14 protein-coding genes are annotated in these 22,008 nt (G+C 70.3%); 4 read left to right on the forward strand and 10 right to left on the reverse strand.

From position 1 onward, the window contains the following. Window positions 1–9: 9 nt before the first annotated feature. Complete coding sequence (locus tag WMF43_RS07630) at window positions 10–1,218, forward strand: ABC transporter substrate-binding protein (RefSeq protein ID WP_437678668.1); 1,209 nt, start codon at window positions 10–12, stop codon at window positions 1,216–1,218. A 71-nt stretch (window positions 1,219–1,289) separates the two neighbouring features. Further along, on the forward strand, window positions 1,290–2,420 hold the full coding sequence (locus WMF43_RS07635; RefSeq protein WP_437678670.1) for a sugar ABC transporter substrate-binding protein: 1,131 nt from the start codon (window positions 1,290–1,292) through the stop codon (window positions 2,418–2,420). On the opposite strand, the gene WMF43_RS07640 is transcribed toward WMF43_RS07635, so the two are convergent. From WMF43_RS07640 to WMF43_RS07675, 8 genes are all read right to left on the reverse strand, one after another. After that, window positions 2,414–4,603 (reverse strand): TonB-dependent receptor plug domain-containing protein, encoded by a 2,190-nt coding sequence (locus WMF43_RS07640; protein ID WP_437678672.1) that lies wholly within the window; start codon window positions 4,601–4,603, stop codon window positions 2,414–2,416. The two genes, WMF43_RS07635 and WMF43_RS07640, sit on opposite strands and share 7 nt — an antisense overlap. Before the next feature lie 50 nt (window positions 4,604–4,653). After that, window positions 4,654–7,485: an ATP-binding protein gene (locus tag WMF43_RS07645; protein ID WP_437678674.1), complete on the reverse strand. Its 2,832-nt coding sequence runs from the start codon at window positions 7,483–7,485 to the stop codon at window positions 4,654–4,656. A 3-nt stretch (window positions 7,486–7,488) separates the two neighbouring features. Then, window positions 7,489–7,932, reverse strand: coding sequence for a response regulator (locus WMF43_RS07650; protein WP_437678676.1), 444 nt, complete (start codon window positions 7,930–7,932; stop codon window positions 7,489–7,491). Window positions 7,933–7,971: 39 nt separating this feature from the next. After that, on the reverse strand, window positions 7,972–9,006 hold the full coding sequence (locus tag WMF43_RS07655; protein WP_437678678.1) for a hypothetical protein: 1,035 nt from the start codon (window positions 9,004–9,006) through the stop codon (window positions 7,972–7,974). Beyond that, the gene (locus WMF43_RS07660; RefSeq protein WP_437678680.1) at window positions 9,003–9,725 is read right to left on the reverse strand and encodes a hypothetical protein; all 723 of its coding nucleotides are present in this window, start codon (window positions 9,723–9,725) and stop codon (window positions 9,003–9,005) included. Before WMF43_RS07660 ends, WMF43_RS07655 begins: the two co-directional genes overlap by 4 nt. Before the next feature lie 649 nt (window positions 9,726–10,374). Further along, window positions 10,375–12,024: a glycerol-3-phosphate dehydrogenase/oxidase gene (locus tag WMF43_RS07665; RefSeq protein ID WP_437683964.1), complete on the reverse strand. Its 1,650-nt coding sequence runs from the start codon at window positions 12,022–12,024 to the stop codon at window positions 10,375–10,377. A gap of 157 nt (window positions 12,025–12,181) precedes the next feature. Next, entirely contained in the window at window positions 12,182–14,242 is a 2,061-nt protein-coding gene (locus tag WMF43_RS07670) for an ABC transporter ATP-binding protein (RefSeq protein WP_437678682.1), read from the reverse strand. 254 nt (window positions 14,243–14,496) lie between these two features. Further along, a complete protein-coding gene (locus tag WMF43_RS07675; RefSeq protein ID WP_437678684.1) occupies window positions 14,497–15,081 on the reverse strand; it encodes an NAD(P)H-dependent oxidoreductase in 585 nt (194 codons plus the stop codon). A 100-nt stretch (window positions 15,082–15,181) separates the two neighbouring features. Here WMF43_RS07675 and WMF43_RS07680 point away from each other — a divergent pair, with 100 nt between their 5' ends. Further along, a complete protein-coding gene (locus WMF43_RS07680) occupies window positions 15,182–17,644 on the forward strand; it encodes a PAS domain-containing sensor histidine kinase (protein WP_437678685.1) in 2,463 nt (820 codons plus the stop codon). 46 nt (window positions 17,645–17,690) lie between these two features. Here the strand turns inward: WMF43_RS07680 and WMF43_RS07685 are convergent, their stop codons facing one another. Together WMF43_RS07685 and tssC are read right to left on the reverse strand one after the other, a co-directional pair. Then, window positions 17,691–19,805, reverse strand: coding sequence for a M13 family metallopeptidase (locus tag WMF43_RS07685; protein ID WP_437678686.1), 2,115 nt, complete (start codon window positions 19,803–19,805; stop codon window positions 17,691–17,693). 98 nt (window positions 19,806–19,903) lie between these two features. Then, on the reverse strand, window positions 19,904–21,379 hold the full coding sequence (tssC, locus tag WMF43_RS07690; RefSeq protein ID WP_437678688.1) for a type VI secretion system contractile sheath large subunit: 1,476 nt from the start codon (window positions 21,377–21,379) through the stop codon (window positions 19,904–19,906). Between the two features lie 409 nt (window positions 21,380–21,788). Between tssC and WMF43_RS07695 the strand changes: the two genes are divergently transcribed. After that, entirely contained in the window at window positions 21,789–22,007 is a 219-nt protein-coding gene (locus tag WMF43_RS07695) for a hypothetical protein (RefSeq protein WP_437678689.1), read from the forward strand. Window position 22,008 lies beyond the last annotated feature (1 nt).

Here is a 22,008-nt window from a genome sequence, read left to right on the forward strand (position 1 = left end):
GCGGTCGTCATGGGGGCTCTCTTACCGTTCTCCGGCAGCGAGTCGGCCATCGGCCGCAACCTCGAGCAAGCGATGCTGCTCGCGATCGAAGACCTGAACGCCGCGGGCGGGCTCGACGGGAGACCGTTCGACCTCGTGAGCCGAGACAGCCACTCGAGCGCGGTGCGCGGGTTCAATCAGCTGCTCCACCTGCTGTACACGGAGGAGGTCCGCTACCTGATCGGACCCGAGGAGGACGAGCTCGCCATCGACATCGCGCAGGACGTGAGGGAGCTCGACGTGTTCCACATGATGCCGGGTTACGCCGCGCCCACCGTCGCGCGCAGCGAGGCGAAGGGCGGCTGGATGCGGCTCGCCCCCTCCTCGTTCGAGGTCGGCTGCACGCTGGCGCGCATGGCCTTTCGCGAGGGCGTCGACACCGTGAACAGCCTCGCCGCGCGGGATGACTACAACTCCATGGTCAGCAGCGAGTTCACGAGCCATTTCACGTCGCTCGGGGGAAATCTCCTCCCGTCGGTGACGTTCACGTCGGGCGAACCGTCGTATACGCAGAAGATCAAGGACGCCTTCGCGTCGCGCGCCGGCCGCACGCTCCTCGCGGCCTATCCCGCCAGCGGCTCGACCATCGTGACCGAGTGGGCCGTCTCCGGGAGCCCGGGCACCTGGTTCCTCGGTCCGGCGCTGCGCACCGAGGTGCTCCTCGCCAACATCCCTACAGGATCCATCGACGGGTACGTCGGGGTCTCGCCTTCGCTCAGCCTGCGGAGCGAGTGCGATCTCGCGGACGGAGCCGAGGAGACGGTCGACTGCACGACCGGGAACGCCGCCGCCTTCATCGGGCACTTCTCGCGCCGGTGGGACGGCGAGGTGCCGCTCCCCGCAGCGCACTTCTATTACGACGGCGTCGTCCTCATCGCGATGGGCCTCGTGTACGGCCAGGCGAGGAGCGGGGCGATACCTTCCTCGGGATACGAGCTCAAGAAGATCCTCCGCGAGCTCAACGACCCCGGCCACGAGGCGGCCTCGTGGCGGGATCTGAAGGGCGCGATGGACAGGCTCCGCGCGGGGATCCCCCTCCGGTACGTCGGGGCGGCGGCCGAGTACGAGTTCGACGAGTACGGGGCGAGCAAGCACTACGTCATGCAGAGGTGGACCGTCGACGGCGACGCCTTCGTCGACCTTCCCCCCGTTCGAGTGACTTGCGAAGCCTGGAGATGATCTCGCTTGACGTAACATATTGACGCAGGCGCCGCGCGCGATCGCGCGAACCACGGACGAGGAGGGGTGCCATGAAGACGATTGGACGATGCTGGATGCCGGCCTTCGGGCTCACGCTGCTGACGGCGGCGTGCGGATCGGGTGATGCTCCCGGCGCGGGCGATGACGCCGCGCCCATCGAGCGAATACCGGTTCCGCAGAACGAGTTCACCCCGCTCGAGCTCGAGGAGACGATTGACGATCTCGTCGCCGAGATCAACGAGAAACCGGCCGAGCCGATGCAGATGACGGTGATGCTGAAGACCCTCTACGCCTTCTTCGCGCCGATCGCGACGGGGGCGAGCCGCGCCATGGGCGAGCTCGGGGTCACGGGGAACGTGGTCGGGCCCATCGAGCAGTCCGGCGATCAGCAGAAAGACATGGTGCTCCAGAACCAGCAGATCGCAAAGACGGTGGCGGAGGGCGCCGAAGGGATCGGCATCTCGCCGTTCGGCGAAGCCAACGCGGCGGCGCTCGACGAGGCCGTCGCGAGAGGGGTCCACGTGGTGACGCTCGACACCGATCTGGCGACCTCGGACCGCGCGATCTACGTCGGGACGCTCAACCGGTCTGCCGGCGCCAAGGCGGCGGACACGCTGCTCAAGCTGCTGCCCAAGGCGCCCGGTACGGTGGTCATGCACGGCAGCACCGACGAGACCTGGGTCGACGGGACGGATCGAACGCAGGGCGCCCAGGAAGCGCTGGAGGAGGCCGGTTACGACGTCGTGGTGCGCGGAGTCACCTGGACCGACGCGGGCGAAGCCGACGACGTCGCGTGGATGCAAGAGCAGATCGAGACCGCGAAGCCGCCCGTCGTGGGGTTGATCGGCCTGTTCGACCTCTCGTACCGGTGCGCGATGGCCGCGGAGGAGGCGGGCAAGCCGGAGCTCCCCGTCGTCACCTTCGACTTCAACCCGAAGACCGTCGCGCTCATGCGCGAGGGGCGCGTCAAGGCCACCCACATCCAGCGGCAGTACTACGAGGGGTACCTCGTGCCCTACATCCTCTATGGCATCAAGAACCTCGGCCTCGAGGCGACCAAGGCGATCCTCGCGCCGCGGATGGTCGACGAGAGCCGGTTCAACCTCGGCGTCGACGTGGTCCCGGGGGACAAGGTCGACGCCTACAACGCGTTCCTCAACTCGATCGGCGCCAATCAGTAGCGGTGCCGTAGCTCGAGGAAGATCTCGCGCGGCGCGAGCGGATACTCGAAGCCCGAGAACCCCGGATCCGGCCCGGTGGCGCCGAGGATGTTCTTGGCGCGCAGCGCCACGCTCGTCTCGTGACCCGGGATGACCCACAGATCGCGCGCCACCAGGCTGGCGTTCCACCAGAAATACACGGGCAGGTCGAAGCCGCCGCCGTTCTCCAGGATGCTCGCGTCCGCGGCGCGCCGGGGACCGACGAGGTTCCCCTGGGTCGAGAGCTCCAGGGGAATGGAGCTCGGGGACGGCAGCTTCACGTAGGCCCCCGCCCGGGCGATCCAGCTCGGGTAAGCGACCATCGCCGAGCCGACGAGCTCCGCCTGGTACCCCACCTGGCCGGAGTCCCGGGTCGAGTGGACGACCTCGAAGGACCCGTAGCCGCCGAGGGCGTCGCCGCGCCGCACCTCGGCGCGCGTCGCCCAGATCAGGGACGTCTGGCTGGCGACGTTCTGGGCCGTCTGGTTGATGCCCCGCGGGACGAACTCTGCCTTGTCGTTCAGGATGCTGTAGGACACCCCGGTGCTCGCCGAGATCCAGGTCGCGGGCCTCCACGTCACCTCGGTGTCCACGGTGTGGATGAGCTGAGGCTTGAGATCTGCGTTCCCGATCACGTCGCCCGGCACGAGCGGCTCGGCGTACAGCAGGTAGGGGGACGGCGCCTTGAAGGCGCTGCCGTACAGCAGCTTGGCCACGACCGTCTTGCCGAGGTGCGACGTCGCCCCGAAGCGACCGGTCACCTGGCTGCCGTACTTGCTGTGGTTATCGTAACGAACCCCCCCGGTCAGCTTCAGCCACGGATCGAGCACCTTCAGGTTGGCGCTGAGCAGCGCCCCGACGTCGAAGAGCTCGGTCGAGCGCTGATCCCGCTGGGGCGAGCCAAACGATTGACTCGAGTCCTTGCTGACGCGACGGAAGGACGGAAGATCCTCGTTGTCGTAGATGGATTCCAGGTTGAGAATCACGTTGAAGCGGCTCCACGGAACCCACCGGAGCTCGACGTTCGCGTCCACGCCGCGGTAGGCCATGTGCCGTTCGATGTAGTACCAGCCGCCGGCGACATCGATGCGATCGCCCGGAAGCACGCCGCCCTGGAAGTACATCCCCTGCACCGCGAGCGCGAGCTCCGGGGTCAAGCTGACGAGCCCATCGAGGGTCACGCGGCGCTGCTGCAGGCTGACCACGGTGCCCGCTGGACGCCCCCTGTCGTCCGTTCCGCCGGTCAGCTGCGCCCACTGCGCAAAATCACCGCCACGCTGGAATCCTGACCAGAAGGCGCTGACCGCGAGGTGGTGCCCATGGGTCGGGTCGCGCAGCGCGAGGCGTGTTCCGAGGACCGCCGACGTGCGCTCGAGGTTCTGGGCGTCCCAGCGCGCCTCGTTGTACGCCGGCTTGCGGGGGGCCGGAGACTCGCGGGGCATCGAGAGGCCGCTTCGATCGTCGAGCTCCCCCGCGGCGGTCAACATCATCTCGAAATGGTCGGTGAACATCCCCCCGACCACGTCGACGCCGCCGCTCGGGTTGTACCTCGTGAGGCCGGCGTGCACCGTGCCGTCGACGAACGGAATGTCCTCCGCCGACAGGGTGATGATGTTGACGACGCCGAGGAACGCATCCGCGCCGTACAGCGCCGACGCCGGGCCGCGGACCACCTCGATCTGCTTGATGGCCGACAGCGGGATCAGCTCCGTCCCCAGCCAGTTGCCGCTGGTGGTCCGGAACGCCACCGAGCGCCCGTCGATCATCACCTTGATCCCGCCGCTCTCGGACCCCAGCCCGCCCGTCATCCCCTGCACGCCGGCGTTCGGCAGGATGTGGTTGTCGATCAGGTAAAAGCCCACGACGTGCTGGAGCACCTCGCCGACGCTCTTGTACCCCCAGCGCCGGATCTCGTCCGCGGTGATCGCCGTCACGATGGCCGGCGCGTCGTCGAGCGTCTCCAGCGTCTTCGTGGCGGTGGACACCTCGACGTCGAGCAGCCGCAGCAGGTCGACGCCCTCGAGCGCGTCGTTGCGTTGCTCTCCCCCCGCGGCCTTCGGCGCTCCGGGGGCCGTCGCGGTCGTCGGCTGAGCCCATGCGGCGGCTGGCACCGCGGCGATCACCAGGGCGACAATCCACTTCGCTTCGAGCGGGATTGAGGTCATGTGGGTACGGTGGGTCCTCGGCTTTCGACCATGCAACATCGGCGCAATCGTCACGTCGCCTTGGCAGTCGCGGCGAGCTCCTCCCTCAGGGCGACGCTGACGGAGTCGAACTCTTGCCGTATCTGCTCCAGGTCGCCCGCGCGCGGGAGCTCCCCCTGGCCGGCCGCGAGCTGCATCTTCTCCGCCAGCTCCGCGACGCGCGCCGCGCCGATCGAGAGCATGCTGCCCTTCAGCTTGTGCGCGTTGGCCATCACCTCTCGGGCCACGGCCTCCCTGACGGACGTGTCCAGGCAATCGAGCTGCGCCGGGACGTTCCTGAGCACGAGCTCGATCAGCTTCCGCGAGCGCGGGACCTCGGGATCCAGCACGAGCGGGGCCGCCGGTTCCCGGACGGAGCCGGCCGGCGCGGCCTCCGGCTCCGGCTCGTCCCGGTTCAGGACCACGTGCCGCCACAGGGTCTTCTGCAGCGATTGAGGGCGCACCGGCTTGGCCAGGTAGTCATCCATCCCCGCGGCGAGCACCCGGTCCCGCTCGCCCACCAGGGCGTGCGCCGTGAGCGCGATGATCACCGTGTGGCGGTTCCTCCCGCGCTCCCACTCGCGGATCTTCTGCGTGGCGGTGTACCCGTCCATCACGGGCATCTGGCAGTCCATGAGGATGGCGACGTATTGCTTCCTCTTCACCGCCTCGAGCGCCTCAAGGCCGTTGCAGGCGGTCTCGACGCGCAGGCCCAGCTGCTCCACCTGCTCCATGGCCACGTAACGGTTGATCTCGTTGTCGTCGACGACCAGCACGGGGAGCTTGCTCGCGATCTTGCCGTGCTCGACGCCGGGCTTGCTGACCTGCGCGGCCTTGGCGCCGGTGAGCGCGCTCTGCAGCGTGTTGTAGAGCTCGGACACGCGGAGCGGCTTGGGGAGCTGCGTGACCGAGCTGGCGTCGAGGCCGGTCAGCGCCACGCTCGATCCCATCTGGTAAAGCGCCACGATGGGCAGGCTCTGGAGCGCCGGCACCGACTGGATGGTCCGGACGAAGTCCTCGAGGCCGAGATCGTCCATCTGCACGCCGACGACGGCGGCGCTGAAGGGCCGCTTCTCGAGCAGCCCGAGCTCCAGCCGGTTGATGGCGTCCCTCCCGGAGGCCGTGGACTCGGCGTCGAAGCCCCAGGCCACGAGGTGCTCCACGACGACGTCGCGCCAGCTCTTGCTGATCTCCACGACCAGCGCGCGGCGCCCGCTCGCCCACTCGGCGGAGCGGATCTGCTCGCCCTCGGACGTCACGCCGACCCGGATCGTGAACCAGAACCGGCTGCCCTGCCCCGGCGTGCTCTCGAGGCCGATCTCGCCGCCCATCGCCTCCACGAGGCGCTTGCTGATCGCCAGGCCGAGGCCGGTGCCGCCGTGCTTGCGGACCAGCGAGCCGTCCACCTGCGTGAACGCGGAGAAGAGCTTCTTCTGGTCCTCGAGGGCGATGCCGGGGCCGGTGTCGACGACGGCGATCTTCACGAGCGCCGAGCTCTGCTCCTGCTGGGCCGTCGAGGCGTCGATCAGCACCTCGCCGCGCTCGGTGAACTTGATCGCGTTGCCGACCAGGTTGGTGAGCACCTGGCGGAACCGGTCGGGGTCGCCCACGACGCCGCTCGGGACGCGGCGCTCCACGCGGTAGACGAGCTCGAGCCCCTTCTCGTGCGCCTGGCTCGCCATCAGCTCCGCGACCTCCTGGACGACGAGGCGGAGATCGTAGGCGAGGTGCTGCGCCACGTACTTGCCGGCCTCGAGCTTCGAGAAGTCGAGGACGTCGTTGATGATCGCCATGAGCGTGTTCGCGGAGGCGTCGACGGTCTCCACGTAACGCCGCATCTTGCCGCCGAGCGTCTGGCTCTGCATGAGCCGGATGACCCCGAGGATCCCGTTCATGGGCGTCCGGATCTCGTGGCTCATGTTGGCGAGGAACTCGCTCTTCATCCGCGACGCCTCGAGGGCCTGCTCGGTCTTGACGCGGAGCTCCTCGAACGCCTGCTCGTTCGCCTCGACCATGCTGTTGAACGCCGCGCCGAGCAGCTCGAGCTCGTCCCCGCTCGAGATCTGCACGCGCTCCCACTTCCTCCGCTCCACGCCGGTCGACAGGCCCGGCGAGTCCGCGCGGAGCCCGGTGGCGATGGCCCCCGCCGCCGAGCGCAGCGCGAGCAGCGGCTCCGTGATGTGGACCGCGACCCGCTTGACGAGGAAATAGCTCGCCGCGACGCTGCCGAGGATCAGCGCCCCGATCAGCCCGAGCGTGGCCCTGAGCCGGCTCGACGCGAGCTCGCGGGCCTGGACCATCCGGTCGACGACGTTCTTCGTGCTGATGCCGTAGATCACGGTCCCGGCGTGGCTCCCCTCCAGGACGACCGGGGCCGCGACCTCCAGGACGTCGCTCCCGCCCATCGGGTTCTCCCGCCGCCTCAGCACGGGCCGGGGCTGATGCTGCGTGCTGATCCCGAGCGTCTGCAGATCCTTCGCCGTGAGGTTCGGCGCGTCCTTCGCGGCGGCGTTCGGGCCCAGCCCGCTCGCCGCCCAGACCCGGTTCTCCGCGTCGAAGAACAGGCCGTAGGCGATGTCGCTGTTCTCCGAGACGGTCTGGTAAATGAGCGCCTTGACGTCCCCGAACAGGTTGTCGGCCACCAGGCTGCGCAGCGCCAGCGACTGGTTGAAGCCGAGCAGGCGGGCCTTCTCCTCGAGGCCGCCGAGGAGCTCCTGCTCGCGCTTGGCCTGGACCTCGCGATCCGTGGAGTAGAGGAGGGCTCCGCTGGAGAAGAGCGTGGCCCCGCCGAGGAGCAGCAGCGCGCCCAGGATCAGGCGCAGCAGCTTGTTGCGGAGCGATCCGTGGCTGTGACGTGGTTCCATGTCCTACCTGGGGCGCCGCGACGACGGGGGGCCGGAGGACGGGTACGTAATCGACGTCGTCGGCGCGCCGCTCTTCGCGGCGCGCGCGGCCACGGCGCGCTCGATCGCGGGCGCCAGGGCGACGTGGAGCTTGGATTTCGAGACGATGCCGTCGGCGCCGACCTTCGCGCCGAGCGCGCTCAGCTGCTCGACGTCGCAGCCGGAGACGAGCACGATGCCCAGGTTCGAGAGCTGCGCGTTGTCCCGGAGCAGCTTGGCCAGCTTGTCGCCGTTGATGGTCGGCATGTTGATGTCGAGCGCGACCGCGGTGATGCCGTCGCGCTTGATCACCGACGTCGCGCCGATGGGCGTGGCCAGCTCGAAGACATAGAATCCCGCCTTGACCAGGACCGCGCACATCGCCTCGCGAGCAATGTCGTCGTCATCGATCACGAGCACCCGAATCATGAGAACCTCCTCCGGGACCCCATCCCCCTCGACATGCGCTCACCGACCGATGAGATAGTCCACCTGCCCGAACTGATTGGAGTCGAGACCAAAACGCCGCGCGAGCCTGACGTCGACCAGGCGCTTCACGGAGATGGGCAGGCGGACGTCCGACGCCCGGAGCTTCCAGTCGGCGTCCGCGAGCTCGTACAGGAGATCCGCCGCTTGCACCGCGAGCGCCTGCGGGTCGGGGATGGCCGCGAACGTCCCGAACTCCGCGTGCTCGTTCACGAGCGAGCGCACGGCCACGACCACCGGCGCGCCCAGCCGGCTCACGTAGGGGAGCCAGACGTTCGTCAAGAACTTCGGGCTCAGCAGGCCGTTGTCGTTCGGCAGCCAGATCGCGTCGACGCCGGCGCGCTGCAGGTTGACCAGCGCGGCGCGGAGGTCCTGGGCGCGCGGCTTGTTCGAGAGCTCCTGCCTCACGAACGTCAGCTTCTCCAGCTGCATGAGGTCTTCCTGCCGGGCGATGTGCCCGGCGAAGCCCTGGCGGTACACGACGCCGACCCGACGGACGTCGAGGCCCAGCGTGCGCAGCCCGACCATGGCCGTGACCGCCGGCACCTCGTAGGAGATCGCCACCGAGTTGGGGACGGTGCGCTGGAGCTCCTCGGCGAAGGACGCCATCAGGATCAGCGCGACCGGCGGCTCCGGCGCGGTGCGCGCCCAGCTGCGGTAGAGGAGCACGGTCGAGTTGTTCACCAGCACGACGGCCCGCGGGCGATCTCTCGCCACGATCCGCGCCACGAGGTCGGCGCTCGAGTCCTCGACGCGGATCGGGGAGATCGTGACACGATACTCCTCGGACAGCTCGACGCGCAATGACTTCAGCATGTCGTCGAGCTGCGAGTCCGACGGGGCGATGACGGAGATGACGGGCCGCGCGTCCGGAGGCGGCGCCTCGGGCAGCGGAGCTGGAGCCCGGGCGGCGACGTGCGAGTCCGCGCCCGACGAGCAGCTCGATACCAGGAGGAGCCCCGCGAGGGCGGACGCACGCCAGAGCAGGCGCCGATAGCGGGGACGGGTCACCCTCATTTCCATTCGTCCACCCCCAGATCGGCCAGCACGTGTTTGGGGAGCTTCCGGATCGCGTTCTCGATGGATGGCCGCTCGCTCAGGAACGTGACTGCGACCAGCCCCACCTTGGCCGTCGACAGACTCAGGATCGTGAAGGTCATCTTGCTCTTGGACTCGAAATCGGAGCGGAACCGCTCGGGGAGGAGCACCGCGTCCGCCGTCTGAAACTGGAGCAGCTGCAGCAGATCTTCGATCTTCGTGACGCGCTGGACCTCCGGCGCGTCGTTCACTCCGAGGAGCCCAGCGACGAACCTCGGCAGCGATTTTCGCTCGACCAGATCGACCATCCCGTACCTGAGCGACGAGAGCATCTCCTTGGCGAGCGGCCTCGTCGCCACGAGGAGGTACTGCTCCGCGTCGCTCCCCGCCTTGATGCCCTGGAGATCGGCGGTCCGGTTGAGCGAGGCCAGGACGGGCCGCGGCGAGAGCGCCGCGTCGGGCGGATTCGCCTCGAGCGCCGTCTTGAAATCGCTCAGCTTCCCGAACACCGTGACATCGACGCCGGGCATCGACTCCTCGATCTTCTGCTCGAGCGCTCGAGCGCGCAGCGGCGTCACCGCATACACATAGAGCGTCGCGTCGGGGCCGGCCGTGGTGGGCGGGCTGAGCAGCAGGAGGCAGCACCCAAAGAGCAGGGCCGCCGCCAGCAGGACCGATATCCGTTTCACCCCCCTCATGCCCTCCCAATCATTTTGTGTACATAGCGTAACCGACGGTTAACCCTCCTTGTCAAGCACCCCCTCGGAGGCGACCCGGCGATTCCGTCGACCTTGGTGAAAGGTGGGCGTTGGAGAGGGTGGAAACATCGGGCGGACGTCGCCCCTTCTCCGGCGGGACAGCGCGGCCTCGCCGGTGACCCCGCATACGCAAGGCGCAGAGAGGCGCGCTGGACGCGTGCATCGTCCTCAGGGAGCGATGTGTAGCCCGAGGCGCGCGACGCCGGCGTGCGGCGGCGTTGCTGCTCGGCGAGAGCAGGGGACGCCGACCTGGACTCCCGCGACAGGCCCTTCCCTATTGGCCTACATGGTGAGTGATGGTGCACGTAATGGCGAATCTTTTCATCCTATCACGCGCCAGCAACCGAATCTACGGTGCGGTGAGGCTCCGCTTGCGCGAGCGAAGAACGGGGCGTCGATGTGGCCTCGTACCTGGGATGAAGTCCCGTCGCGCACCTTGACCGCAATGAGCACGCCCGGAAGAGCCATGGATGACGCGACCGGCGCATGAGCCGGCTTGAACGTCAATGGCGCTCCGTGAGCCATGGACTGCGCGGCCACGGGCGGGCGCGCGTGGGCCCCGCGCGCGGATCTCGCGCGCGCCGCAGCGTTACCTGAGCGGCAGCGCCGCCAGGGGCGCCTTCTCTGCGGGCGGGCGGGCGCCGTGCTCCTGGAAGTACTCCTCCAGCTCCCGCTCGGCCGCGTCCCCGAAGAGGATCCGGCACGCCTCCCCGAGGCCGGGCGACCTCGAGAGCTCGTCGCGGCGGACGAGCAGCGCGATCTTCGTGCGCCGCCGGAGGAAGTCGTCGAGCTTCGCGATCATCTCGTGCCGCGCGGCGTACGCGACCTCACACCGCAGGTCCTCCGCCCCGTCGATCAGGGCGTCGGCCATCCTGGGGTCGCGCCGGATCTCCTCGAGCAGCCCGATCGCCTGCGCGCCGTACCGGCGCCAGAGGCGCGCGCTGAGCGCCTCGGACGAGCGCCGCGGCGTCCGCGCGTCGAGGTCGAGCAGCCGGGCCTGCTCGAAGAACCCCCGGCGCAGCTCCTCGCCCGGCTCGCCGTACCAGCGCTCCGCCGGGCGGGGCAGCGCCACGCCGAGCGCCCGCACCGCCTCGCAGATCTCCTCGCCCACGTTGAGGCAGTCCGTGAGCTTGCCGCCGAAGATGCTCACGTGCGCCTGCTCCCGGTCCACCTCGACCGCGTGCTTGCGCGAGAGCTGCATCCAGTCGTCGGTGCCGCCGCCGTCCTGAACCGCCAGCGGGCGGACGCCGCAGCGCTCGGCGATGATGTCCGCCTCGGTGAGCGGCCGGGGCAGGTTGAGGCGCTTGTTGATGTTCGAGAGCACGAAGCGCCGGTCCTCGGGCGTCACGTGTGTCTCCGGGACGTCGACGGGGGTGTCGGTCGTGCCGATGCACGTCCGGCTGCCCATCGGGATCACGAAGAACGGCCGGCCGTCGTCCGCGAAGAAGGTCAGCACCCGGCGGCTCGCGGTGAGCCGATCCACGATGAGGTGGATGCCCTTCGAGAAGATGTGGCGGTGGCGCGTCCGCTGGCCCGTGAGCGCGTTGTGCGCGTCGGCGAACGGCCCGCAGGCGTTCACGATCACGCGCGCGCGGATGGAGAGCTCCCGGCCCGACAGGACGTCGCGGGCGCGCGCGACCCACGTGTCCCCCTCGCGCCGCGCGCCCAGCGACTCGACGTAGTTGGCGGCCTGGGCGCCGCGATCGAGCGCGGCGCGGACGAAGCCCCAGACGAAGCGCGCGTCGTTGTCGACGAGGTACGCGTCCGAGTACTCGAACCCGCCGTCGCAGGCGTCCACGTTGATGATCGGCTCCTCCCGCGCGATCGTCCGGCGGGAGAGCAGGCGAGGGAGCTTCGTGAAGAAGCTCCCGATGATCCAGTAAAGCCAGGTGCCGAGGAAGAGCTTGAAGAGGCCGTGGCGAAAGCCCCGCTCGTGCGCGGCGTAGAACCGGATCTCCTGCACCGACGAGGGGTAACTCCGGAGGAGGCGGTTCCTCGACCGGCAGAGCTTGCGCACGAGCCGGAACTCGAGGCTCTCCATGTACTTGATGCCGCCCCAGGCGAGGTTCGAGGACTCCTGGCTCGTGAAGCCCGCGAAGTCGCCCCGGTCGATCAGCGCGACCTTCGCCCCCCGCCCGGCGAGGGCGGCCGCCGCGACGGCGCCGTTGATGCCGCCTCCGAGGACGAGGACGTCAAAGGTCCCGCGGCTCAAGCTGTCGATGTTCGTGGCCCGCAGCATGGTTGGTCCGGCAGGGGGCGCGGCGCGCGCGCGCACCCGGAGCTCTATCACGTCTCCGGCGTCCGCGGGAGGCGGCGCGGCCGGGCCAAATTGACGTGGACGGGCGCTGCTCCGAAGGTGGGTGAGCGGCGACGCCGTCCGCGACCCGAGATCGAGATCAGCCCATCACGGCGTCGTCGCCCCAGAAGGCCTCAGTCGGCGGAAGCGCCGGCATCGGCAGCGCGCGCCGCGCGCTCCTCGGCGCGGTGTGGGCGTGGGGCGCGTGGGGCGCGTGCGGCGCGTGCGGCGCGTGCAGGAGCTGCCAGCGCGCCATCTCGGTGTAGGCGCCGCCCCGGCGCAAGAGCTCGGCGTGCGCGCCGCGCTCGACGACGCGGCCGCGCTCCATCACGAAGATCTGATCGCAGTCGACGACGTTGCTCAGCCGGTGGCTCATGAGGATGATCGTCCGCTGGCCCTTCAGCGCGCGCAGCGCATCGCCGATCGTCCGCTCGTGCTCCGCGTCGAGCCCGTCCGTGGGCTCGTCGATCACCAGGATCGGCGCGTCGGTCAGCAGCGCGCGGGCGATGGCGACGCGCTGCCGCTGGCCGGCGGACAGGTTCAGCCCGCCGTCGACGATCTGCGTCGCGTAGCCGTCCGGCAGCGCCTCGATGAAGCGCGCCGCCCCCGCCAAGGCGGCCGCCCGCCGGATCTCCTCGTCGGTCGCGGAGGGCCGGCCGTAGGCGATGTTCTCGGCGATCGTCGCGGGCAGGAGGATGCTGTCCTGGAGGACGAGCGCGATGTGCCTCCGGAGGTCGGCGATGCGGATCGCGCGCGTGTCGATGCCGTCGAGCCGCAGCGCCCCGTGGGTCGGGTTGTGGAAGCGCGGCAGCAGGCTGAGCAGCGTCGTCTTGCCGGCGCCGGCCGAGCCCACGAACGCGACCATCTCCCCCGGCCGGATGGTCGCGTCGATCCCGCGCAGCACCGGGTGCCCCGGGCGGTACTCGAAGCCGACGCCATCGAGCGCGAGCGCGCGCGGCCCCTGCGGCAAGGCGGCCGCGTCGTGCCCGTCGGCCACCGCTTGATCGCGGTCGAGCACCTCGAACACGCGCTGCGCGCCCGCCACGCCGCCCTGCACCGCGGCGCCCGCGCCGGTCAGCTTGCAGAGCGGGTCGTAGAGCATGCCGAGGTAGCCGAGGAACGCCGTCAGCGCGCCCAGGGTCATGCTCGACGGGCCCGCGCCCGCGCGCGCCTCCACGACGAGGTAGCCGCCGTAGCCGAGCACGAGCGCGCCGCCGAGCCCGAGGATCGAACCCACGGTCAGCGCGTGGCCGAGCTCGTCGTGGTGGAGCCGGAGCCACGCCTTCACGCTGTTGCGCAGGGTCGCGTGGAACCGCGCCTCCTCGTCCGCCTCGCGCCCGAACGCCTGGACGAGCCCGATCGACGCCATCGAGCGCTGCACGGACGTCGTGAGCTCGCTCTCGACCTCCTTCGCCTCGGTGCACTTCCGGCGCAGCGCGCGCCCGAACCGCGCGTTCGTGAGCAGGAGCGGCGGCACCACCGCGAGCGCGAGCAGCGTGAGCGCCGGGCTGCGCGACGCCATGATGCAGATCATCACCGCGAGCGTCAGCGCGCTCCCGATCACCGAGACGGCCACGTTGAGGATCCCGTGGAACCCGGCGGCGTCCTGGTTGAGGCGGTAGAGGGCGTCCCCCTGCGGCTGCGCCCGGTGATAGCCGATGTGGAGCGCCTGGAGCTTCCGGTACACGTCGCACCGCACGCGCGTCAGCCCGCCGTAGCCGATGCGGAAGTTGAGCAGGGCGCGGCCCATGCCCACGAACTCCTGCGCGACGCGGAGGGCGAGCGTCATCGCCGCGAGCCCGACGACGCGGCCGAGCAGGCTGTCCGGCAGCGGCGCCAGCAGGAGGTGATGGACGAAGTCCCCCTCGCGCGGCCCGCTCGAGATGAGGTCCACGATCACGGCGACCGGCCACACCTGGAGCAGGCTGATCGCGATGGAGACGGCGACGAGGACGCAAAGCGCCCCGAGGTGCGCCCACTCCCCCTTGAAGTAGGCGCCGACCCGGAGGAAGAACCGGAGCCTCTCGGCGCTGGCGCGCCTTCCGGGCGCGTCGGGCGCGGCGGTCCCCCGCGCGGTGTCCCCTGGAATGAGCCTTGATATCCCGCCCTCTCGCCGCGGCCGCGGACGGGGGGTGTTCTTGCGCTGCGCCGGTGCGCTCATTGGATCGGTGAGCTCCCCTGTTGTTCAGCAAGGCGGTCGCCGCGGCCCGTGTCGGGCCCTCCCTGACGACCATCGGTTCCAACCAGGTGCGAAGATCGGGCGGAGTTGTATCAGCCCTCCGCGGCCGCGCTTTCCCCATGCGCGCGGGGCAAGGCGAGCTGCTGCTGATTTGCTGCGCGCTTGTCCGGGACTCCAGCGCTCGCCGCCGGGGCGCGGCCACGGCACAGGCTGGCGGAGCGGCGCGCGCTCCGCGTTTACCCGCGAGTCCGCCGCGCGGAGAGCGCGAGCCTCCTGCCGAGCGCGCGCGCCCGGGGCAGGTCGAGCCCGATCGGCGCGCGGAGAGGCCCCTGCGGAGGCTGGCTGTCGGGCCGTGCTGTGCTGTCCATCCGCTCCGTCTCCGCGCGGGCGGGGGCCTGGATCAGCGCCCCGTGGTCGAGGAGGGGCGCGATCATGGAGCGGACGGCGGCGCGCTGCGCGCCCGGGGCGGGGGACGGCGAGCAGAACACGCACGCCACCTTGCCGGCGAGGTCGCCCGAGAGCCCCCGCGCGCCGTCGAGGAAGCGCCCGATCTGCGCGCTCATGGCGCCGTACCGCGCGGGCGAGCCGAGGGCGATCCCGTCCGCCCACACGAGGTCTTCGCCCTGCGCCAGCGGGACGGAGGCGAGGTGTTCCCGGGCGGCGCGTATCCTCTCCTGCTCGCTCCAGCGATCGGCCGGCGCGAGCTCGCCCACCCGCCGGAGTCGCACCGCCGCCCCGGCCTGCCTCGCGCCCTCGGCGACCGCGGTGGCGAGCGCGGCAGTGTCGCCGTAGAGCGAATAGAAGATCACGGCCACGTTCATGGGACCGCAGGGATGCAGCGCTCGTACCGCGGCGCCCGCGCGCCGCGCGCTTGACGTCCCGTGGGGCATTTGCTCGTCTGTCCGCCATGGAGCCCCTGGAATGAGCCGACCGTCGAGCAAGCTGCTCTCTCGCGCCGGGGACGACGTCGCCGCCGGCGGGGCGCGCCGCGCGGCGACCGTCGACAGCGTTTTTCCGGCCGGGGGGGAGCTCGGCGCGCTCTGCCGGGCGAAGGACTGGAGCGCGACGCCGCTCGGCCCCGTCGAGCGCTGGCCGCAGAGCCTGAAGACGGCGGTGAGCATCGTGCTGAGCTCCCGGTTCCCGATGATCGTGCTCTGGGGGCCGGAGCTCATCCAGATCTACAATGACGACTACCGGCTGCTCATGGGGGCCAAGCACCCGGCGGGGCTCGGGCAGGGGAACCGGGAGTGCTGGCCAGAGGTCTGGCACATCAACGAGGGGATCTACCCGCGGATCTTCGGCGGCGAGACGGTCTTCTTCGAGGAGACGATGTACCCGCTCGCGCCGCACGGGCAGGTCGAGGAGCACTACCTGACGCTCTGCTACAACCCCGTCCGCGACGAGTCGGGCGCGGTGGGCGGCATCTTCGTGTCGGTCTTCGACGTGACCCAGGAGGTGCGGGCCCGGATCGAGCGCGACCGCGCGCTGGCGGAGGCCAAGGCCGAGCGCGAGCGCCTCTACGAGGTGTTCATGCAGGTCCCGGCGAGCATCGCCGTGCTGGAGGGGCCGGAGCACACGTTCACCGTGGCCAACCCGCGTTACATCGCGCTCGTCGGGGGGCGCGACGTGCTCGGCAAGCCGCTGCGGGCGGCGTTGCCCGAGGTCGCCGGCCAGGGGTTCGCGGAGGTCCTCGACGCCGTGCGCAGCACCGGCAAGCCGTTCGTGGCCCACGACGCGCTGGTGAAGATCGACCGCGGCGGCGGCGCGCTGGAGGCCGTCTACCTCGATTTCGTCTACCAGCCGCTGACGGACGCGCGCGGGGGCGTCTTCGGCATCATGGCCCACGCGGTGGAGACGACCGAGCAGGTGCTCGCCCGGCAGCGCGTCGAGGCGCTCGCGGCGGAGCGGGCGGCGATGCTCGGGCAGATCGCCGACGCGGTGGTGACCTTCGACAGCGAGGGCAGGGTCAGCTTCCTGAACGAGATGGCCCGCACCCTCCACCCCGGGCTCTGCACCGGGTCGACGCTCGCCGAGCAGCAGGAGACGACCCCGCTGGAGCGGCTGGACGGCACGCCGTACCCGCCCGACGCGATCCCGTCGGCCCGAGCGCGGCGGGGCGAGCGCGTGATCGACGAGGAGTGGATCGTGCGGCCCCCCGGCGCGCCGCCGCGCCGCATCCAGGGGAGCGCGGTGCCGGTCCACGGCGAGGACGGGGGGCAGATCGGCACGGTGCTCACGGCCCGCGACATCACCGATCAGCACCACCTGAAGCGGCAGCTCGAGATCGAGCGCAACCGGCTGAACGAGGTGTTCCTGCAGGCGCCGGCGGCGATCATGGTGGCCCGCGGGCCCACGCACGTCATCGAGGCCGCCAACCCGCTCTACCAGGTCATGGCCGGGAACCGGCCGCTGGTGGGCAAGACGGTGCCGGAGGCGTTCCCGGATCTCGCCGGCCAGGGGCTCTTCGAGCTGTACGATCAGGTGCTCGCGACGCGCGAGGCGTACGTCGGCAACGAGATGCCGGTGCGCGTGGAGCGCTTCGGGCGGACGGAGGAGGGGTATTTCAACTTCGTCTACCAGCCGCTGATCGGGGAGGACGGCGCCGCGTTCGGCGTGATGACCCACGCCATCGAGGTCACGGACATGGTGCGGGCGCGGCAGCAGGCGGAGCAGCGGGCCGCGGAGCTCTCGCGGCTCACGCAGGCGCTGGAGCAGTCGAACCGTGAGCTCGACCGGTTCGCGTACGTGACGTCGCACGACCTGAAGGCGCCGCTGCGCGGGATCGCGAGCCTGGCGCAGTGGATCCAGGAGGACGTCGGCGACCAGCTGTCACCCGCCTCGCACGAGCACGTGAGGCTGCTGCTCGGGCGGGTCCACCGCATGGAGGCGCTGATCGACGGGATCCTCGCCTACTCGCGGGCGGGGCGGGTGCGGGAGGAGGCGGTGCCGGTGGACACGGCGGCGATGGTCAAGGACGTGCTCGATTTGATGGCGCCGCCGCCGCACGTGGTGATCGAGGTGCAGCCGGGGCTGCCCACGGTGAGGGCCGAGCGGGTGCCGCTGCAGCAGGTGTTCATGAACCTGCTCGGCAACGCGATCAAGTTCACGGCGCTGACCCGGGTCGAGCCGCGCGTGCAGCTCAGCTTTCGGGACGTGGGGGACGCCTACGAGTTCGCCGTGGAGGACAACGGGCCGGGGATCGCGCCCGAATACCACGATCGGATCTGGGGGATCTTCCAGACGCTGGAGGCGCGGGACAAGGTCGAGGGGGCCGGGATCGGGCTCTCCGTGGTGAAGAAGATCGTCGAGACGCGGGGCGGGCGGGTGCGGGTCGACTCGATCCTCGACCAGGGGGCCACGTTCCGGTTCACCTGGCCGAAGTAGGGGGGCGCGGAGCCGAGCCGAACGCGCCGTCGGGGCCCGTCCCTCCCTACCAGACCGAGCACATCTTGGCCGGCCTCATCGGCGTCCCCGTCGCGCACTTGAACGCCTCCCCGAACTCCGGGAGGTTCGCGACTGGCCCGTTCACCCGGAACCGCGGCGGGGAGTGCGGGTTCACCTGCACCATCATCCGCAGCGCCTCCTCGCGCATCTTGCCGCACCAGGCCTGCCCGTGCGCCAGGAAGAACTGCTGATCTTCCGTGAACCCGCCCGCCACCGTCTGCTCCGCCGCGCCCTTGCGCATCGCGCGGTATGCGTTGAACGCGAGCTTCAGCCCCCCGAGATCCGCGATGTTCTCGCCCAGCGTCAGCTTGCCGTTCACCTTCAGCCCCGGCAGCGGCTCGTAGGCCGCGTACTGCGCCTCGACGCAGGCCGTCCGCTCCTTGAACGACGCCCCGACGTCCTTCGACCACCAGTCCTCCAGGTTGCCCTTCGCGTCGAACTGCGACCCCTCGTCGTCGAACCCGTGTGTCAGCTCGTGCCCCACCACCATGCCGATGCCGCCCAGGTTCACCGCCACGCTCGACTTCACGCTGTAGAACGGCGGCTGAAGGATGCCGGCAGGGAACACCATGTGGTTGCGCTGCGGATCGTAATAGGCGTTCACCGAGGGCGGGCTCATCTGCCACTCGTCCCGATCGAGCGGCTTGTCGATCTTCCCGAGATCCCACCGCGTGTGGAACGCGCGCGCGGCGAGCGCGCTCTTCGCGTACGATTTCGGATCCACCTCGAAATCGTACGTCCGCCACTTGTCGGGATACCCGATGAGGTACGCCATCGCGCCGAGCTTCGCGAGCGCCCGCTGCTTCGTGCCCTCATCCATCCAGCCGAGCGCCCGGACCTCGCGCGCGAACGCCTCGCTGATCTCGCGCACCATCGACTCGGCCGCCGGCTTGCTCTCGCCCGGGAAGCTCGTCTTGACGAACGGCTGCGCGAGGAGCTCGCCGAGCGCGGCGTCGGTCGCGTCCACGCAGCGCTTCCAGCGCGGGCGCACCTCCTTCTGGCCGGTCAGCGCGGCCTGCATCGTGAACGCCTCGTCGACGAACGCCTTCGGCAGGAGCGGCGCCGTGGAGCGCACCACGTGCCACGCGAGGTAGCTCTGCCACGCCGCCGGCTTCGTCGCCTTGAGCAGCCGCGAGAGCCCCTCGAAGAAGCGGACGGAGGTCACGTTCAGCTCCTTGACGTCCGGCCGCCCGAGCCCCTGGAAGTAGGCGTCCCAGGGGAAGTCCGGCGCGGTCTTCGCGAGCGTCGCCCGGTCCATCTTGTTGTAGAGCCCCTTCGGATCCCGCCGCTCGACCCGCGTCTTCGAGATCTTCGCGAGCTCCGTCTCGACCGCGAGCACGTCCGCCGCCGCCGCCTTCGCCTGGGCCTCCGCCCAGCCCGCGAGCCGCATCATCCGCGCGACGTGCTCCTCGTAGGTTTTGCGGATCGCCTTCGATTTGTCGTCCTCGTTCAGGTAGTAGTCGCGGTCCGGCAGGCCGAGCCCGTTCTGGTCGAGCTGCGCGATCACGCGCGTCGCGTCCTTCATGTCCTGCGCCGCCTCGATGTCGAAGAGCGCCCAGATGCGGCGGCCGTGGAGCTCGGTCACGAGCGCGGCGACGCCCTTCGCGTCCCGCACCCGCCGCGCCTTCGCGAGCAGATCCGCGATCGGCTTCGCGCCGCCGGCCTCGATCGCGGCCTCATCCATGCACGCCCCGTAATACGCCCCGATCTTCGCGGTCACCGGATCCGGCCCGCCGGCCTTCGCGGCCTCCTCGAGGATGCGCCGGAGCTCCGCCTCGTTGCGCTTCTCGATCTCGTTGAAGCTCCGGTACCAGCCCACCTCGTCGCCCGGGATCTCCACCTTCGCGTTCCAGCCGCCGCAGGCGAACTGGTAGAAGTCCTGGCAAGGGTCGGCCGAGCGGTCGATCGCCGACCCGTCGAGCCCGACGTTCTCGAGCGACGTCTCGACGACCGGCAGCCCCTGGGGCGCCGGCTGCGGGGCCGCCGCCGGGGGCGGCGCGGGGGGCGGCGGCTTCGGGCTCGCGGCAGGGCCGCAGGCCGGCAGCGCGCAGAGGGCGAGGGTGATCGCGAGGGGGGCCGTGGGCTGTCGTTGCGTGCGCATGAGGCGCTCTACCACGGGCCGCGGCCGCGCGGATCGGCCGATGAAAGCGGATGTCGGCGGGGACGGGCGCCGCGCGGCGGCCGCGGCCGTCGCCGGGCTCACTCCCGGTCGAGTTTTCCCATCAAGTTCAAGGTGAAATACGCCCCCATGTATTTGAGGTGCGGCCGCACCTCGAGCTGCACCCGGTACCAGCCCGCGCTCCCCTCGACCTCGGTCACCACGGTCCGCGCCCGGCGGAGCGGCCGCTTGGAGCGCACGGCGGGCGACACGACATCCATGTCCGCGACATACTGGCTCAGCCAGCCGTTCAGCTCGCGCTCCAGGTCGTTGCGCTCCTTCCACGTACCGATCTGCTCTCGCTGCATCACCTTGATGTAGTGGGCGAGCCTGCTGACGAGGAACATGTACGGCAACTGCGCGCCGAGGCGGTGGTTGAGCTCGGCGGCGCGCCCCTCCTCGCTCTGGCCGAAATACTTCGGCTTCTGCACCGAGTTCGCCGAGAAGAAGCAGGCGTTGTCGGTGTCCTTGCGGAACGTGAGCCCGATGAAGCCCTCCTCGCTCAGCTCGAACTCGCGGCGCTCGGTCAGCATGATCTCGGTCGGGATCTTCGTCTGGATCGCGCCCATCGCCTCGTACTCGTGGAGCGTGAGCCCCTCGACCGTGCCGCCGGACTGAGGCCCGATGATGTGCAGGCACCACCTATGTCGGGCGAAGCTCTCCGCGAGCCGGGTCGCGAACGCGTAGGTCGGGGCGCCCCAGCAGTAGGCCGCGTGGTCGCCGACCACGTCCTCCTCGTACGAGAACGCCCTGACCGGGACGGTGCCCGGGCCATACGGCAGGCGCAGGAGGAAGCGGGGGAGGAGCAGGCCCACGTAGCGCGCGTCCTCGGTCTCCCGGAACGCGTTGTACTTCACGTACTGCGGCCCCTCGAAGAGCGCCTTGATGTCGCCGAGGTGCGGCACCTTCCGGTAGTCCTTGAGCCCGAAGAACTGCGGGCCCGCGACGGCGAGGAAGGGCGCGTGCGCCATCGCCGCGACGGCCGCGCATCTCTGGAGGAGCACGATGTCCTGGGGCCCAGGGCCGAACTCGTAATTCGAGATGATGGCCCCGAACGGCCTGCCGCCGAAGGTGCCGAACTCCGACGAATAGACGATCTTGTAAAGGCCGCTCCTCACCATCTCGGACGAGTCCTCGAAATCGGCGAGCAGGTCCTCCTTCGAGCAGCTCAGGAGCTCTATCCGGATATTCTCGCGGAAATCGATGTGATCGACCGCGAACTTGAGCCCGCGCCACGCGGCCTCGAGGCGCTGGAACACCGGGTGATGCAGGATCTCGTCGATCTGGCGCGACAGCCGGTGGTCGATCTCGGCGATCCACAGGTCGACCAGGGCGTTGTCGATCGTCGCGCCGCCCTCCGCCCGGCGGGCCACCCGCCCCAGGACGGCCTCCACGCCCTTCTTCACGCCGTGGTACGCCTCGTCGGCGGGGGCGAGCCCCGTGTGCTCCAGGATCTCCGCGACGAGAGAGCCTCCGTCCCGGTTCGTCGGCGCTTCCTCTTGCGGCCCCGCTTCCATGACCGGAGTTTTACCACGGTCGTCGCGGGGCTGGAAGCGACGGACACCCGGGCCTCTCGGCGTGGCGCGCCATCGCGCGCCGTCGCGCGCGGCCTGCCGCGCGGACGCCCGGGCGCTCGGCCCGCGCTGGACTCGCGTCCTCCTCGCCGTCGTCGTCGTCCAGGCGCGCGCGGGCAGGACAGATCGACCCGCCAGCGCGCAAGTCAGGTGTCGAGTGGACATGAAAACCACGTGGCGATCGTGCGACTCGGGTGTTACAAAACGATGGTAGGCACTCGCGGAAGTCGCGATCTCTCCGCACCTTCTGTGCCTCGGCGGCCCGGGATCTCGGTCTCTGGCCGCGTCCGTCGAGTCGTTCATCGTTGTTTGCGGCGCCGGTCGCGCGCGCGTCATGAGGGGAGGAGGGGGGATGGAACGCCTCGGGCTCGGCATCATCATCGGCATCGGACTCGCCAGCTTGACGAGGATCACCCGCCCTGCCGCCAAGAGGGCCCTGAAGCTCGGCTTCGTCGCGGCCCGGGCGGTCAGGCTCGCGCTCGGCGAGCGCAAGGAGCAGCTCGCCGACCTCGTCGCCGAGGTGCGGGAGGAGATGGCGCGGGACGAGCGGGGCGCGGCGGGGCGCCTCTAGT

Origin of the sequence: Sorangium sp. So ce131 (genome assembly GCF_051519095.1) — a bacterium.
Classification (GTDB): domain Bacteria; phylum Myxococcota_A; class Polyangia; order Polyangiales; family Polyangiaceae; genus Sorangium.

Excerpts from the sequence above, each read along its gene's own strand:
- WMF43_RS07660 (WP_437678680.1), bottom strand. The coding sequence starts at position 9,725 with ATGAGGGGGGTGAAACGGATATCGGTCCTGCTGGCGGCGGCCCTGCTC.
- WMF43_RS07635 (WP_437678670.1), top strand. The coding sequence starts at position 1,290 with ATGAAGACGATTGGACGATGCTGGATGCCGGCCTTCGGGCTCACGCTG.
- WMF43_RS07675 (WP_437678684.1), bottom strand. The coding sequence starts at position 15,081 with ATGAACGTGGCCGTGATCTTCTATTCGCTCTACGGCGACACTGCCGCG.
- WMF43_RS07680 (WP_437678685.1), top strand. The coding sequence starts at position 15,182 with ATGAGCCGACCGTCGAGCAAGCTGCTCTCTCGCGCCGGGGACGACGTC.
- tssC (WP_437678688.1), bottom strand. The coding sequence starts at position 21,379 with ATGGAAGCGGGGCCGCAAGAGGAAGCGCCGACGAACCGGGACGGAGGC.
- WMF43_RS07695 (WP_437678689.1), top strand. The coding sequence starts at position 21,789 with ATGGAACGCCTCGGGCTCGGCATCATCATCGGCATCGGACTCGCCAGC.
- WMF43_RS07645 (WP_437678674.1), bottom strand. The coding sequence starts at position 7,485 with ATGGAACCACGTCACAGCCACGGATCGCTCCGCAACAAGCTGCTGCGC.
- WMF43_RS07665 (WP_437683964.1), bottom strand. The coding sequence starts at position 12,024 with ATGCTGCGGGCCACGAACATCGACAGCTTGAGCCGCGGGACCTTTGAC.
- WMF43_RS07655 (WP_437678678.1), bottom strand. The coding sequence starts at position 9,006 with ATGAGGGTGACCCGTCCCCGCTATCGGCGCCTGCTCTGGCGTGCGTCC.
- WMF43_RS07630 (WP_437678668.1), top strand. The coding sequence starts at position 10 with ATGGGGGCTCTCTTACCGTTCTCCGGCAGCGAGTCGGCCATCGGCCGC.
- WMF43_RS07640 (WP_437678672.1), bottom strand. The coding sequence starts at position 4,603 with ATGACCTCAATCCCGCTCGAAGCGAAGTGGATTGTCGCCCTGGTGATC.
- WMF43_RS07685 (WP_437678686.1), bottom strand. The coding sequence starts at position 19,805 with ATGCGCACGCAACGACAGCCCACGGCCCCCCTCGCGATCACCCTCGCC.
- WMF43_RS07670 (WP_437678682.1), bottom strand. The coding sequence starts at position 14,242 with ATGAGCGCACCGGCGCAGCGCAAGAACACCCCCCGTCCGCGGCCGCGG.
- WMF43_RS07650 (WP_437678676.1), bottom strand. The coding sequence starts at position 7,932 with ATGATTCGGGTGCTCGTGATCGATGACGACGACATTGCTCGCGAGGCG.